Source organism: Corynebacterium glyciniphilum AJ 3170 (genome assembly GCF_007673095.1).
In the GTDB taxonomy this organism is placed as follows: Bacteria; Actinomycetota; Actinomycetes; order Mycobacteriales; family Mycobacteriaceae; genus Corynebacterium.
In genome coordinates this window covers 76,629-90,330 of record NZ_VDYZ01000008.1, presented here as the reverse complement: position 1 = coordinate 90,330, position 13,702 = coordinate 76,629, and the positions used below count along the sequence as shown (strand labels likewise).

General features: G+C 67.4%; 14 protein-coding genes. 8 read left to right on the top strand and 6 right to left on the bottom strand.

The window, feature by feature from the left end; all coding sequences use genetic code 11:
* Positions 1–4 precede the first annotated feature (4 nt).
* Positions 5–1,123, bottom strand: coding sequence for a TIGR03364 family FAD-dependent oxidoreductase (locus tag FS507_RS09260; protein WP_145942497.1), 1,119 nt, complete (start codon positions 1,121–1,123; stop codon positions 5–7).
* A gap of 157 nt (positions 1,124–1,280) precedes the next feature.
* Between FS507_RS09260 and FS507_RS09255 the strand changes: the two genes are divergently transcribed.
* The 8 genes from FS507_RS09255 to FS507_RS09220 all read left to right on the top strand — a co-directional run bounded on the left by FS507_RS09255 (position 1,281) and on the right by FS507_RS09220 (position 8,087).
* Positions 1,281–2,051: a GntR family transcriptional regulator gene (locus FS507_RS09255; protein WP_145942496.1), complete on the top strand. Its 771-nt coding sequence runs from the start codon at positions 1,281–1,283 to the stop codon at positions 2,049–2,051.
* On the top strand, positions 2,048–2,752 hold the full coding sequence (locus tag FS507_RS09250; RefSeq protein WP_145942495.1) for a phosphonatase-like hydrolase: 705 nt from the start codon (positions 2,048–2,050) through the stop codon (positions 2,750–2,752). Before FS507_RS09255 ends, FS507_RS09250 begins: the two co-directional genes overlap by 4 nt.
* Before the next feature lie 76 nt (positions 2,753–2,828).
* Positions 2,829–3,386, top strand: a complete 558-nt coding sequence (locus tag FS507_RS09245; protein ID WP_145942494.1) for a 2-oxo-4-hydroxy-4-carboxy-5-ureidoimidazoline decarboxylase — start codon at positions 2,829–2,831, stop codon at positions 3,384–3,386.
* Entirely contained in the window at positions 3,383–3,712 is a 330-nt protein-coding gene (gene uraH, locus FS507_RS09240; protein ID WP_145942493.1) for a hydroxyisourate hydrolase, read from the top strand. Before FS507_RS09245 ends, uraH begins: the two co-directional genes overlap by 4 nt.
* A gap of 9 nt (positions 3,713–3,721) precedes the next feature.
* Entirely contained in the window at positions 3,722–5,167 is a 1,446-nt protein-coding gene (locus FS507_RS09235; protein WP_260853263.1) for a nucleobase:cation symporter-2 family protein, read from the top strand.
* Entirely contained in the window at positions 5,164–6,453 is a 1,290-nt protein-coding gene (guaD, locus tag FS507_RS09230) for a guanine deaminase (protein ID WP_145942492.1), read from the top strand. The genes FS507_RS09235 and guaD overlap by 4 nt, the downstream gene beginning before the upstream one ends.
* 66 nt (positions 6,454–6,519) lie before the next feature.
* Complete coding sequence (locus FS507_RS09225) at positions 6,520–6,960, top strand: pyridoxamine 5'-phosphate oxidase family protein (RefSeq protein WP_145942491.1); 441 nt, start codon at positions 6,520–6,522, stop codon at positions 6,958–6,960.
* 59 nt (positions 6,961–7,019) lie between these two features.
* A complete protein-coding gene (locus FS507_RS09220; RefSeq protein ID WP_145942490.1) occupies positions 7,020–8,087 on the top strand; it encodes an MBL fold metallo-hydrolase in 1,068 nt (355 codons plus the stop codon).
* 161 nt (positions 8,088–8,248) lie between these two features.
* On the opposite strand, the gene FS507_RS09215 is transcribed toward FS507_RS09220, so the two are convergent.
* The 5 genes from FS507_RS09215 to allB all read right to left on the bottom strand — a co-directional run bounded on the left by FS507_RS09215 (position 8,249) and on the right by allB (position 13,689).
* On the bottom strand, positions 8,249–8,755 hold the full coding sequence (locus FS507_RS09215; protein ID WP_145942489.1) for a glutathione peroxidase: 507 nt from the start codon (positions 8,753–8,755) through the stop codon (positions 8,249–8,251).
* 118 nt (positions 8,756–8,873) lie between these two features.
* A complete protein-coding gene (locus FS507_RS09210) occupies positions 8,874–9,266 on the bottom strand; it encodes a GtrA family protein (protein WP_260853262.1) in 393 nt (130 codons plus the stop codon).
* Positions 9,267–9,413: 147 nt separating this feature from the next.
* Positions 9,414–10,925: an NAD(P)-binding domain-containing protein gene (locus FS507_RS09205; RefSeq protein WP_145942488.1), complete on the bottom strand. Its 1,512-nt coding sequence runs from the start codon at positions 10,923–10,925 to the stop codon at positions 9,414–9,416.
* A 152-nt stretch (positions 10,926–11,077) separates the two neighbouring features.
* Positions 11,078–12,118, bottom strand: a complete 1,041-nt coding sequence (gene alc, locus FS507_RS09200; RefSeq protein ID WP_145942487.1) for an allantoicase — start codon at positions 12,116–12,118, stop codon at positions 11,078–11,080.
* 8 nt (positions 12,119–12,126) lie between these two features.
* Positions 12,127–13,689: an allantoinase AllB gene (gene allB / locus FS507_RS09195; protein ID WP_145942486.1), complete on the bottom strand. Its 1,563-nt coding sequence runs from the start codon at positions 13,687–13,689 to the stop codon at positions 12,127–12,129.
* Between the last annotated feature and the right edge of the window lie 13 nt (positions 13,690–13,702).

The following is a 13,702-nucleotide window of genomic DNA, read 5'->3' as shown; positions in this document are numbered from 1 at the left end:
GCGGTTATTTCCCCGGGGCGTCGGCCCCGGTGAGGATGAGGTCGGCGATGCCGAAGGAGAGGGTCATGCCGATGCCGGAGGTGACCACGGCGACGGTGGTGCGGTCGTCCGGCCGGTGCAGGACGAGGTTCGTCGAGGGGGAGTCGGCGTACCGCCCCTTCCAGCGTTGACGCACGACGGGCCGTGAGATGCCGAGGTAGCGGGTGGTCCGGTCGAGCAGCAGGTCGGACTGTGCTGCGTCGATGAACGGGTCGGGGGAGGTGTCGTAGTCGTGGGAGTCGCCGACGAGGATCCCGTCGGGAACGGCGGTGGCCATGACGTTGGCGATGGCCTCGGTGAGGGCGGGTTCACGGTCGACGAGTTCATGCCGGAGATCGTCGACCGAGGGCATCGCGGCGATTCCGTCGTACCTGGTCATGGAGGTGCCGGTGAGCATCGCGAGGTCATCCGGTGTGCCGGAGGGGCGGTCGATGAGGGCCATGGTGAGCGTGCAGGTACGGATGTCGTGGTCTGTGACGAGGCCGGGATGGGTGTCGTTGAGGTGTTCACCGGGGCAGACGACGATCTGCGGTGCGCGGAACACCCCGCGGCTGGTGAACGCTTCACCATCCCCGACGGCGTGCACGGAGGTCCGCCAGCTGAAGCGCACGCCCCGGGTCGCGAGGTGTCGGGCGAGCGCGGGCGCCGCCTCGCGGGGGTTGACGCGCATGTCCCGTGGCAGGTGGGCGCCTCCTGCGCAGTCGAGGTCTGGATTGCCGAGGAGGCCGCGGACGGTACCGCGGTCGATGAGTCGGACGTCGTCACCACGGTGGGCGTGGAACTCCTCGAGGACCTGCATTTCTGTCGGGGTGACGGCGGGCAGGACGGTGCCGGGACGGGTCGCCCGGAAGCCGGCGTCGGCCGCGGCGGCGGCCCAGCCGTCGGCGGAGACGGCCCCGAGGTCCTGGAGGTCGTCGGCCTGGGCGGTGAAGCAGGCGTGCCCGAAGTTCTGGATGGATGCTCCGACGGGTCGGTCGGCGCGGTCGATGACGTGGACGGAGAGTCCGTGACGGTGTGCTCTCCAGGCCGTGGCCAGGCCGAGGATGCCGGCGCCGACGACGATGAGGTCTGCTGTGTCGGTCATGGTCTTCATTGTGGGGCGGTGGGCGGGGCCTGTCCACACTTGTACGTACAAGTTCATGAACAGTTCACGTGTTCACTGTCCATTCACGACCTATTCCCCGCAGGTTCTCCCGCTGACGGGGACATTATGCAGGTGGATGCTGCTAACCTCGACGACCATGTACTCCGACCGTGCTCCGAACTTGCACGTACAACTCCAGGACTATCTCCGTGACATGATCACCTCCGGTGAACTACGCCCCGGCGACCCGATACCCAGTGAGGCTGAACTCTGCCGTCGGTTCAACTCGTCACGCAGCCCCGTCCGGCAGGCCGTCACGGCACTGCGGCACGAGGGCCTGTTGTCCGGCGGGCAGGGCCGTCGCTCGATCGTGCAGTCCCGCGCCAGTTCACAGAGCTTCACGACACTGCTCTCCTTCACCGAGTGGTGCCGCTCGATCGGGGCAGTGCCGGGACAACGAACCCTGGAACTGGCACGGCGTCCCGGGGAGGACGAGGCCACCGCGTCATTCGGACTGGAGCCCGGTTCCTCCGTCGTCGAGGTCCTGCGGCTGCGCACCATGGACGGTACGCCTGCGATGCTCGAACGCGCAGTCTTCCCGCCGGAGGTCGGACGGCATCTCTTCGACTTCGACACGGACACCGGCTCGATCTACGAGCACCTCACCGGCCGTGGCGTGGAACTGTACCGGGCGGAGAACCGCATTGACGCCCTCGGTGCCCCGGACGCCGACGCCGACCAGCTCGGTGTGGCGCCGGGTGCCCCGCTGCTGCGGGTGCAACGCCGTACCAGCGACCCGCGGGGCCAGCTGCTCGAGATCGCCGATGACCGGTACCTGCCCGACAGGGCGGCCTTCACCGTGGTCAACACCCGTTCCGGAGCTGCGGGTCTCTCGCGGTTCCCCACCACCGACAGGACAGCATCATGACTCTCATCGTCTGCGACATCGCAGGAACCACCGTCAACGAGGACGGGATCGTCTACCGGCAACTCCGTGCCTGCGTGGAACACCGCGGTGTGGAGGTGACGTCCGACCAGGTCAACGCGGTCAAGGGGACCGAGAAGAGGTCGGCGATCGCCACCCTGCTCAGCGCGGGCGGGCGCGACACCTCCGACGGTGAGGTCGCCGAGGCGTTCGCCGACTTCATGGACGGGCTCCGTCATGCGTACGCTGACCAGCCACCGCGGCCCGTCGAGGGGGTTGAGGACGCCCTGTCACGGCTGCGTGCGGAGGGGGGCCGGATCGCGCTGACCACCGGCTTCCAACGGTCCATCGCCGATACGGTCCTGGAGGCGTGCGGGTGGGCCGTGGCGGGCACGAGCGGGGAGAGCGGAGCCCGCTTCGTGGTGGATGCGCTGGTCACCTCGGACACGGTGGCCGCAGGCCGTCCGGCCCCGTACCTGATCCACCACGCCATGGAGTTGACCGGCGTGACCTCGGTGGACGAGGTCGTCTCCGTGGGGGACACGGTTGCCGACCTGCAGGCGGCGGCGAACGCCGGGGTCCGCGGCATCGGTGTACTCACGGGGTCCGTGCCGAGGGAGACCCTGGCGGCGCAACCCCATTCACTGATCCTCGACAGCCTCGCCGACGTTCCCGAGCTGGACCAGGTGCCGCGGCAGAGGTGACCGCGGGACCCGAACTTCTCGCCCGGGTAATTCCCGGGTAACCCGGGGGAAACAGGGGGCGTCGACACTGTGTCCCATGACAACACCAGTGACACCGATCCCCGCGACCGTCACGGTTGAGGAGTTCAACCGGGTGGCGGCCGTCGACACCGCAGCGCTCGTCGACCGGCTGGCGGAACTCTTCGCCAGCAGGACACTTGCGGCAGCCCTCGTCGACGTCCGACCGTTCGCCACCGTCGACGCCCTGTGTGCCACAGCATCGGTCCTGCTCCAGGAACAGGACGAGGCGGAGATCCTGGAGTCGGTCAACGCCCACCCGCCCATCGGGGGTGCGGTCACCGCAGGGAGCCTGTCCGCCGCCGAGCAGACGGCAGCCACGGAACAGGGGTCAGCCGGAGGGGAGCTGCAGGCGGTCCGGAACCTGCAGCCCACCTACCGGGACAAGTTCGGGTGGAACTTCCTGGTCCGGGCAGCCGGACGGGACAGCCGGCAGATCCTCGACAACCTCGTCGAGCGACTCGCCCACGAGCCGGAGGAGGAGTGGCCGGTCGTCGTCGACAACCTGGACGCCATCAACCAGGTGCGGTTACGGGGTTTCGTGTCCGGCGCTGAGCGCGGTGAGGACGAGGCATGAGTCTGTCCACCCACGTCCTGAACACCGCCACCGGGGTCCCGGCAGCAGGGCTCACGGTGGACCTGTACGCCGGGCAGGCCACCCTGCTTGAATCCGGGGCCACCGACGCCGATGGCCGTCACCGCTTCGTCGCGGACCTGGAGCCCGGAGCGTACCGTCTGCGCTTCGACACCGGCGCGTATCTCGCGGAGGTCGGCACATCGTCGCTCTACCCCTACGTCGACGTCACCTTCCACGTCACGGCTGAGCGCGGCGGCGCAGACGGGCATCTTCACATCCCGTTGCTGTTGTCACCGTTCGGTTACTCGACCTACCAGGGAAGCTGAGGTCGCAGGGTGGAGAGAGCAGAGAGAGCAGAGAGCGTACAGAAGATCCCCGGCACGATCGGTGCCGTCTCGCCCGACGGCACCCACCCCGTCGACCAGCGTCCGCCACTGGTCAGGACGTTCATCCTGGGCCTTCAGCATGTACTGGCGATGTACGCCGGCGCTATCGCCGTCCCCCTCATCGTCGGCGGGGCGCTCGTCGCCGCCGGTGAGTTCGACGCCGGGGACATGCACCACCTCATCGTCGCCGACCTGTTCGTCGCCGGTGTCGCCTCGGTGATCCAGTCCCTCGGGTTCTGGCGGTTCGGTGCACGGTTGCCGTTGATCCAGGGTGTGTCGTTCGTGTCGGTCGCGCCGATGATCTCCATCGGGTCGGAACACGGCATCACGGCGATCTACGGGTCGGTTATCGCCACCGGCGTGGTCATGATGCTCGTCGCACCGTTCTTCGCCAAGGTCGTGAAGTACTTCCCGCCACTGGTCATCGGAACGATCATCACCGTGGTGGGGCTGTCCCTGCTGTCGGTCGCCGCCGGGTGGCTCTTCAACCAGAACGGGCCTGCGGAGGAACAGGGAACGGGCCAGAACTTCCTGCTGGCGCTGGGTACACTCGTCACCGTGATCTGCATCCACCGTTTCGCCCCGGCGGCGTGGACGTCGATGGCGGTGCTGGGCGGCATCATCGTCGGTACCGTCGCCGGTGTGTTCGTGGGGGCCAGCGACTTCTCGGCGGTGTCGAACGCGGACTGGGTCGGTGTTCCCGCGCCGTTCCAGTTCGGCACACCCACATTCGACATCGCCTCCATCCTCACTATGGTGCTGGTCGGCCTGGTGATCATGACGGAGACCAGCGGGGACATCGTCGCCGTCGGCGACATCACCGGTCGTCGTGCCACCGGACGCACCCTCGCGGACGGTCTGCGCGCCGACGGTCTGGCGACCTTCCTCGGTGGCGTCTTCAACACCTTCCCCTACTCCGCCTTCGCACAGAACGTGGGGCTGGTGTCGCTGTCGCGGGTCGCCAGCCGGTTCGTGGTGACGGCGTCCGGCCTGATCCTCATTGTTCTCGGTCTGCTGCCGAAGGTCGGTGAGATCGCCACCGGCATTCCGTCCCCTGTCCTCGGTGGCGCGGGTGTCGCCCTGTTCGGCATGGTCGCCGCGGCGGGCATCAGGACGCTGTCCACCGTGATCTGGACGGAGACCCGCGCACTGATCGTCGGTGTGTCCGTCGCCGTGGCGATGCTGCCCACCGTGTTCGACGGACTGTACGCGAATCTCCCGTCCGGCCTGGAGATGATCCTGGACAGCGGGATCACCGTGGGTGCAGTGACCGTGATCCTGCTGAACCTGCTGCTCAACCGGCAGGGCGGCGGTCACCTGGCGGAACCGTCCTTGCCGGACGGGGACGGTGCCGTCGATGTACCGGACGAGACGGCTGCGCAGGCGGTCCGATGACGGCCGGCACACGCCCGACCGTCGTCCTCGGTCACGTGGTCACCCCGACCACGTCCGGCACCGACGGTCTCCTCGACATCCCGTCCGGCGCGGTCGCCCACACTGACGGCACGATCCTGGACGTGGGCGACGTGCAGGACGTCCTGGCCCGGTACCCCGGTGCGCTGGTCGAGGACCACGGTGACCGGTTCATCGTGCCGGGTTTCGTCGACGCCCATGTGCACTATCCTCAGATCGGCATGATCGCCTCGCCAGGTCTGGAACTGCTTGATTGGTTGGAACGGTTCACCTTCCCCGCCGAGGCGCGCTTCGCCGACGACATCCACGCTGACCGGGTGGCGGACTTCTTCACCGACCAGCTCGTGGACAACGGTGTGACCACCGCCTGCGTCTACGCCACGGTGCACCCCGGGAGTGCGGAAGCGCTGTTCCGGCAGGCTCAGAGGAAGAACCTGCGGGTCATCACCGGCAAGGTGTGTATGGACCGTAACGCTCCCGACGACCTGCTCGACACCCCGTCCTCCGCGGTGGAGGACAGCGTCGCGCTGCTGGAGAGGTGGCACGGCGTCGGGCGTCTGGAATACGCGATCACCCCACGCTTCGCGCCGACGTCGTCGGACGCCCAGCTCACCGCCCTCGGCGAGCTCGCCGCGTCCTACCCGGACGTCGTGGTGCAGACGCACCTGTCGGAGAACACCGCGGAGATCGAGCAGGTGCGGAGTTTGTTTCCTGGTACACGTGACTACACCGACGTCTACGACAGGGTGGGGCTGGTCCGTCGGCGGTCGGTCTTCGGTCACGGGGTCCACCTGTCGGACCGGGAACTCCGATGTCTGGGGCAGGTGGAGGCGTCCGTGGCGCACTGTCCCACCTCCAACTTCTTCCTGGGTTCGGGCATGTTCGGGGTCGCCCGGGCTCAGTCGGTGACGGGCCTGCGTGTGGGCCTGGGGTCGGACGTGGGGGCGGGGACGAGCCTGTCCCCGCTGGCCACCCTCGGCTCCGCGTACCAGGCGTCGCGCATGCTCGGTGCGCCGTTGGGCGTCGGCCAACTGCTGCGCCTGGCGACCCTGGGCGGTGCCGAGGCGCTGGGGGTCGAGGCATCCGTCGGTTCGCTGGAGGCAGGCAAGGACGCCGACCTGGTGGTCCTCGACCCCTCCGGCCCGCAGAATTCGGCGATGCTGCGTAACCGGGTGGACGGGGCGGAGACCCTCGAGGAGATCCTGTTCGCCACCATGGTGCTCGGCGATGAACGCGCCGTGGCACGGACCGTCGTCGCCGGAGTCTGACGGTGTGGCCTAACAGACACCACGACGGGGGTGCAGGAAGAATGGTCCCGGACGGATAATAGTGTCATGAGCGAAAACAACGGCGCCATCCGCCTGACCGACGAAGAAGCCCTTGACCGTCTCTCCACCACCTCCCTCGGCCGTGTGGTCGTCAGTAGAAGTGACGACATCGACCTGTTCCCGCTGAACTACGTGGTGAACGCGGGGAAGATCTACTTCCGCACCGCCGAGGGAACGAAACTGTTCACCCTCACGCAGGTCAACTCCCGTGTCCTGTTCGAGGCCGACCACGTGGACGCCGATGGTGACGGTAACCCTGCTCAGGCCTGGTCCGTGATCGTGAAGGGGGAGGCTCGTGTGTTGACCAGTGCCGACGACATCCACGCCGCCGACGACCTGCCTCTGAAACCGTGGCTGCCGACGCTGAAGTACAACTACGTGGAGATCACGCCGTCCGAGATCTCCGGCCGTGACTTCTCCCTCGGAGAGGAACCGGAGCGTTACTGAGTCCTCTACCGTGGACGTTAGCGACCAACGGCGAGGACGACGGGGTAACCTGACTGCACATGGCAGAACGTGCAGACAGCCGCATCACCCCGATCTTCCGCGCCCAGTACCAGGCGGCAGTTGGCAGTAAGGTGCCCGCGCCGGTCCGGGTCAGTACAGCCGACGGCGAGTTGTGGATCCGTGCCGTGCCGATGCCGGGCGCAGGTGTGATGAACAGCGTGTTGTCCACGATCCACCTCGGTGACCGGGGAGTCACGGTCGTTGACCCGGGGTGGGCCGGCAGCAAGGCGAAGGACGCGGTGGGCAACGTCCTGCGCCCGCTGGACGCGTTCCTGCGCGAGCGGGGGAGACGTCTGGAGGAGATCACCGACGTGGTGGTGACCCATGCGCACCCGGACCATGTCGGAGCGACAGCGGAGATGCTGCAGGCGACCGGGGCGCGCTACCACCTGGGGGCGGTGGAACAGCGCACCGTGGACGCCGCGCGCACAGGACGTTCGCAGGACGACTACGCCGTGGAACGGCACACCATCGGAGCGCCGGACGGTGTGCTCGACAAGTTCCCTTTCCCACTGGCGGCGAAGGGGCTGCCACCGTTCATTCCGCGCCAGCGTCCGGACGTGACGAACGGGGACGGGGACTTTCTGCCGGATCACGGCATCACCGGGGAACTGGGCTGGCGTGCGGTACTGACGCCCGGGCATACCCCGGGGCACCTGTGTTTCGCCGACGACCGGCGGAAGCTGCTGATCGCGGCGGATCATGTGCTGCCGGAGATCTTCCCCGGCATCGGCCTGGGGGTGGCGTCCCTGGGCGGTAACCCGGTGAAGGACTACCTCGCGGCACTGGACCGGCTGGCGGAGTTCGACGACTACACGGTGATCCCCGGTCACGGGTACTGCTTCACCGGGTTGGCGGCCAGGCGACAGGAGACCCGCGAGCACGTCATGGAACGTGCCGATGAGGTGGCGCAGGTACTGGAGTGGAACCCGGAGATCAGCGTGTGGCGCCTCGCGGGACGTCTGACGTGGAGCGGCGGGTGGGAGTCGCTGGCGAACTCTCCGATGGTGTGGTCGGCGATCCGTCAGACGATGATGTACCGGGACCTGGTGCTGGAGAAGGCATGACACAGCGTTGGTCTCCAGCAGCTCGTCGGTGACCGGATGCCGCGAAGTAGGACGTGTGACTCAGGTGCCAGAACCGGTCGTGTCAGAGGCATTGCAGTGACCGATTCTGACACCTGAGTCACGCGGTGGGTGACTGCGGCCGGCCGGGAGTCCGCAACTGTTTACAGTGCCTTTTCTACGGCGGCGATGATCTCCGGCGCATCCGGGACGGTGGCAGGCCGGAAGCGGGCGAGCACCTCGCCGTCCTTACTGACGAGAAACTTCTCGAAGTTCCACTCGACGTCGCCTGCCTTGCCGTCAGCATCAGGAGTTTTCGTCAGTTCAGCGAAGAGCGGGTGGGCGTCCTCGCCGTTGACGTTGAGCTTCTCCGTCAGGGGGAACGTCACGCCGTAGGTGGCGGAGCAGAACTCCGCGATCTCCTCGGGGCTGCCGGGCTCCTGACCCATGAACTGGTTGCAGGGTGCGCCGAGGACCGCCAGCCCCCGGTCACGGTAGTCCTCGGCAAGCTTCTCGAGTGCGGTGTACTGCGGTGTGAGCCCGCACTTGGACGCCACATTCACGATCAGCAACGGGCCGTTGAAGTCCGTGAGATTGAGTTCACTGCCGTCCAGGGCGCGGACGGGGATCGTCTTGATGTTGGTGGTGTCGGTGCTGTCTGTGGAAGTCATGTGCGCGATGGTACGCGTCTGACGACGGAGGAGATCTGGGCCGTCACACGGGGCATAAAACCGCCGGTTCCTGCCCCCAGCGACGGCTCAGATCACACGGGGTCCGCAGTCCAGCCAGTCAACGCTTGTCCGGGCTGGCAGCACGGAACACCCAGAAATTCTGCAGCAGGAAGTTCAGCGTGGTGGCCACTCCCTGTGAGACGAACCAGGACCAGAAGATGACGCCGGGCAAGGATGGGAAGGTATGCCGTAGGAGCAGGTCGACGAGTACGGCGGCGGTGAAACAGATGACATAGGACGCTGCGGCGCGGGCCTTCTCCGCCAGGGACCGTTCACCGCTGAAGGTGAGGTAGCTGTTCAGGTAGTAGGCCACCGTGCTGCCGACGATGTAGCTGCCACCTCGAGCGAAGACGCCGGGCGCTCCGAGGTACAGCAGCAGCGTTCGGGTTGAGAGATCCACGATGGCACCGATGACGCCGACCATGCCGAAGCGCAGGATTTTCCGGTACAAGAGACTCCTCGGTCGGCGTGGTGTTTACTGGCGCCACCGGGTGGTGGCGACCCGACTACCGTACCGGGGAGCGTCCTCCGATTCGACCGAACGATCTGAGTCACCGCTCAGAACGATTATGCGCCCGGAATCGTTCTGAGCGGTGACTCAGTACCGTGGCGCGACCGGGAACCACGGCTCGTCGTCACGGTGCCGGCCCACGTTGCCGACCTCTTCGTGTTCGAAGGCCTGGAACCCGGCGAAGAAGTCCGGCCAGTTCTCCCTGGTGATATCCGTGGCGACGCGGTTGGCCAGGCGGGTCAGCCCCGCATAGATCCCGGAGAGCTGGTTGCCCGCCACTGCGTGGGAGGCCCGTGCCCCGGTGGACAGGTGGAACAGTCGGGGGATGTAGGACCCGGCATCGGGCGATGCGTCCTGTTTCGCCTGGAACTGGAAACCGTCTCCCAGGTACGGGCACCGGCCGAGCGGGTGCCCGGACGCTTGAGGGAACCGGTCGGACCACAGGGCGATGTCCGGCAGAAACTCGCGCAACTCGGGACGCAGTCCCAGGTCCACCGTGTAACCCGTCGCCGAGATCACGACATCGCCGACGTGCACCTTGCCGTGGTCGTCAGTCACCGTTACCTCAGCTCCAGCCGTACCGTCGTGTACGTCGGCAGAGACCCACCGCGTGTCAGTGAGCAGTCGGAAGTTGTCGTGGGCGAAGGCACGCCACACCGATGCCTGGGTCGGCGGCTGGGGCAGTCCGCCGTTGAACAGGGAGAACTCCCACTTCTCCTCGTCGCTGAGATCGAAGAAGTGCTCCTGCATGCCGGGGAACTCCATCCAGCGCAGCGAGTTCTGCCGGGGAATGTCCGCACGCCGGACGTGCATCTCCACGCTCGCGGCACCAGCTTCCAGCGCGGCGGAGGCATTGTCGAAACCACTGGCACCGCCGCCCAGCACGATCACCCGCTTGCCCCGCAGTGCGGCGAAGTCGATCGAGTCCTCCGTGTGCGCCCGGAACTGCGGCGGCAGTGCCTCTACCAGCGGCGGCAGGAACGTCCCGCCGCCGCCGACGAGTCCCATGGCGAAAACGATGCGGCGGGCGCGGTAGGTCACGGACGTACCGCCGTGCACAGCCGCGACATGGAAGTATCCGTCGTCGTCGGGCCTGGTCACCCCCGTGATACGGGTGTGGAAATCCACGTCGGCACCGATGGTCTCCCGGTACCAGGTGAGGTACTCGTTCCAGTCCTCACGGGGAGTCAGGTCGGTGGCGGCCCAGGCTTCGGCACCGTACTTCGCCTCGAACCAGCGTTCGGTGTGCAGCGAGGGGATGTCGAGTTCGATGCCCTTCATGTTCTTCGGGCTGCGCAGCGTGTGCATCCGGGCGTAGCGGGTCCAGCAGCCGGCCTCCTGCGGCGGGCCGGCCTCCAGCACCTTCACACCGTCGATCCGGTGTCGCGACAGGGCGAACGCCGTCCCGAGACCTGCCTGGCCACCACCGATCACCAGCACGTTCCAGGCACCTTCTGCGGGAGCAGGAACCCAGTCATGGTTGTGGCCGGTCAGCGCCATGTCGGCACGTGCCTGCGCGGCCAGGGACTCCAGGTTCGCCTGGGCCACGTCCTCCGGCAGAGGTGCCGGACGGTGGCGTCGGGGGATCACACGGGTCATCGGTCGATCGGCTCCGTTCTCGTCGTCGGCGCCCGGAGTGGGCGGCTGTCAGAAACGAGAGTCTAGGAACCGGCTGTTTCGACGGAGTTTCGCGGAGATGTTCCCGTTGTTCCGAAGGGAAGCCAGAGGGGATCCAGAGGGGAAGAGCCCTTTTACCAGCGGCTTTCGATGTCGAGTTGGCCGTTGTCGGTCAGCTCGCCCCACACGCGCAGCCGGGAGATACCCCCGTCGGGGTAGACGTCGGCACGCACGGCGACGATCGGCGTCGGTCCGGTGGTGCCCTCGGCGGTGTCGGACACGGCGAAGCGGTGCCGGGTGTCCGGCAGCACCCTCGTCTTACCGACGAGTTCGACCTCTTCACCGTCGGCGGTGATGCCGGTCAGCTTCACGTCACCGGGGGCGTTGAACACGAAGTAGGACGTGTCGAACTCGATCCAGCGCACGCGCCCTTCCCCGGCGAGCTGGACGGTGACCGAGTCGTTGCCGTCGTCACGACGTCGCGCATTCTCCCAGCCGCCGCCCATGTTGTGGGCGCGTCCGATCGAGATGATCTGGTTCGGGTGTGAGTAGAACATGTTCGTGCATTCGGTGACCCGTCCACCGTTCTCCACGGCAGCCAGGTCGATGGTGCCGGTGATGAAACGCGGGTCCGGTGCGGGTTGCCCGTGGACGCGCAGGCGGGAGATACCGCCGTCGGGGATCATCTCGAGCTTCACGTGCGTCACGCGACGGGCGGCGGCGTCTCCTGCGGGGAAGATCTCGACGTGGTGCTTGTGGTCGCCCTTGGCGTCCATGGGGGCGACGAGGGTGAACCAGCGGTCGTCGGGCAGGGCGGCCAGCTCCTCGCCTGTGAGGTACTCGTCGCAGGTCAGTCCGTGCACGGCGATCTGGGGCGGGTAGTTCCCCTTGAACCAGGCGGTGTCGACGACGATGCCTTTGATGTGGCCCGGGACGCCGAGGCGAACGATGGCGGCGTCATTCTCACCGACCTCGTCGTGGCGCCGGCGCCGGGTCTCCCACCCGTCGTAGACCTTGCCCTTGTTGCCGAACTCGTTCGGGTCGAAGGCGGGCTCGTGCGGCATGATGAGGTTCTCGCGCTCGGCGAAGGATTCGTCGGACGCCCACACCACGGAGCCGGCCAACGCGCGGCTGGCGAGGTCGGGGTAGGACAGGAAGTCGTAGTGCTCGGTCATGGTGATCCTCAGGGTCGGAGGGTGAAGGGGCGGACGTCGGCGGGGAAGACAGCGTCGTCGTCCAGCTCGACTGCGGGGACGTGCGGGGTGGCGGGGCGGACGTAGACGGGCTTGCCGCCGATCCAGGTGCGGGTCACGACACCGGCCAGGGCCCGTTGGGCGTAGGCGGTGACCTTGTTGCGCTGGTGCAGTTCATCGGGCAGGACGACGAATGCGTCGTCGGCGCTCACGGTGGCCAGGTCGGCGCGGCGGCCTTCCTGGATGGCGCCGCGGTCGTGCAGCCCGGCCCATTCCGCCGGGGCCTGGCACATCCAGCCGATGACGTCCGCCAGCGACAGTCCGCGCAGCCGGGCCTGGGACCACACCACGGGCAGCCCCAACTGGACTGACCCGATGCCGCCCCACGCCTCGCCGAAGGAACCGCCGGATCCGCGTCCGTCGGCACCGCCGGCACCGAGGTCGTTGCCGGTGGCGGCGAGGGCGGAGAAGGCGGTGAGTTCATTGCGCTCATTGGCGGACGCCTGGGCGTCGGCGACCTCGGCGAACTTCTTCAGTTCCGCGGTACAGGGGGAGTGGTCGGAGACCACGGTGGAGATGACTCCGTCCACGAGGCCTTTCCACAGGCGTTCACGGTTGCCGGCGGTGCGTACCGGCGGGCAGCACTTGTACTGGGTGGCGCCGTTCTGGATCTCCTCGGAAAACAACGTCAGGTAGTGCGGGCAGGTTTCGGCGGTGATGCGCACCCCGCGGTCCCGGGCTGCGGCGATCTGGTCGATGGAACCGGAGTCGGACAGGTGCAGGATATGCGCCCGGCATCCGGTGGCCTCGGCCGCCTCGATCACCGTGGCGATGGCCTTCGCCTCCGCAGAGGACGGCCGGGACGCCAGGAAACTGTCGAAGGTTTCGTCGATGCCACCGGCGGCGTCCACCTTCGCCTCACCGGTGGCGATCTCGTCGGCGTCCTCGGCGTGGACGATGAGCAGACCGTCGAACTCGGCGATCTCGGTCATCGCCTGGCGCAGTTGCCCGGTGGACAGGGGCTGGAACTCGTCCACCCCGGAGTGCAGCAGGAAGCACTTGAATCCGAACACGCCCCGCTCCCACAGTGCGCGCAGGTCTCCGGTCCCGAGGTTCTCCGGTACCACACCACCCCAGAAGCCGACGTTGACCTTGGACTTCGGGGCGGCGACGTCCTGCTTGGCGTCCAGGGCATCCACGGTGACGGTGGAGGGGATCGAGTTCAGCGGCATGTCCAGCAGCGTGGTCACTCCGCCGGCGGCGGCCGCCCGGGTCACTGAGGCGAACCCCTCCCACTCGGTGCGCCCGGGCTCGTTGACGTGGACGTGGGTGTCGACCAGTCCGGGGATGAGGACCTGGTCGTCGGGCACGTCCACCACCGTGGCGTCGGTGTAGGTGAACTCGTCGGGGAGCTCGGCGTCCTGCTCGTCGAAGACGGCGGTGATCTGTTCCCCGGAGACGAGGACGGTCGCGGGTCCCTGGACCGGGGTGTGCTCGTCCTCCGGCAGGTAGACGGCGTGGGCCGCCCGGTAGATCGTGGTGATGTCTGTCATGGGTTCGCTCCTT

What these genes read in the sequence shown, in the direction of transcription:
- FS507_RS09260 (WP_145942497.1), bottom strand. Translation starts at nt 1,123, where the DNA reads ATGACCGACACAGCAGACCTCATCGTCGTCGGCGCCGGCATCCTCGGC.
- FS507_RS09255 (WP_145942496.1), top strand. Translation starts at nt 1,281, where the DNA reads ATGTACTCCGACCGTGCTCCGAACTTGCACGTACAACTCCAGGACTAT.
- FS507_RS09250 (WP_145942495.1), top strand. Translation starts at nt 2,048, where the DNA reads ATGACTCTCATCGTCTGCGACATCGCAGGAACCACCGTCAACGAGGAC.
- FS507_RS09245 (WP_145942494.1), top strand. Translation starts at nt 2,829, where the DNA reads ATGACAACACCAGTGACACCGATCCCCGCGACCGTCACGGTTGAGGAG.
- uraH (WP_145942493.1), top strand. Translation starts at nt 3,383, where the DNA reads ATGAGTCTGTCCACCCACGTCCTGAACACCGCCACCGGGGTCCCGGCA.
- guaD (WP_145942492.1), top strand. Translation starts at nt 5,164, where the DNA reads ATGACGGCCGGCACACGCCCGACCGTCGTCCTCGGTCACGTGGTCACC.
- FS507_RS09225 (WP_145942491.1), top strand. Translation starts at nt 6,520, where the DNA reads ATGAGCGAAAACAACGGCGCCATCCGCCTGACCGACGAAGAAGCCCTT.
- FS507_RS09220 (WP_145942490.1), top strand. Translation starts at nt 7,020, where the DNA reads ATGGCAGAACGTGCAGACAGCCGCATCACCCCGATCTTCCGCGCCCAG.
- FS507_RS09215 (WP_145942489.1), bottom strand. Translation starts at nt 8,755, where the DNA reads ATGACTTCCACAGACAGCACCGACACCACCAACATCAAGACGATCCCC.
- FS507_RS09205 (WP_145942488.1), bottom strand. Translation starts at nt 10,925, where the DNA reads ATGACCCGTGTGATCCCCCGACGCCACCGTCCGGCACCTCTGCCGGAG.
- alc (WP_145942487.1), bottom strand. Translation starts at nt 12,118, where the DNA reads ATGACCGAGCACTACGACTTCCTGTCCTACCCCGACCTCGCCAGCCGC.
- allB (WP_145942486.1), bottom strand. Translation starts at nt 13,689, where the DNA reads ATGACAGACATCACCACGATCTACCGGGCGGCCCACGCCGTCTACCTG.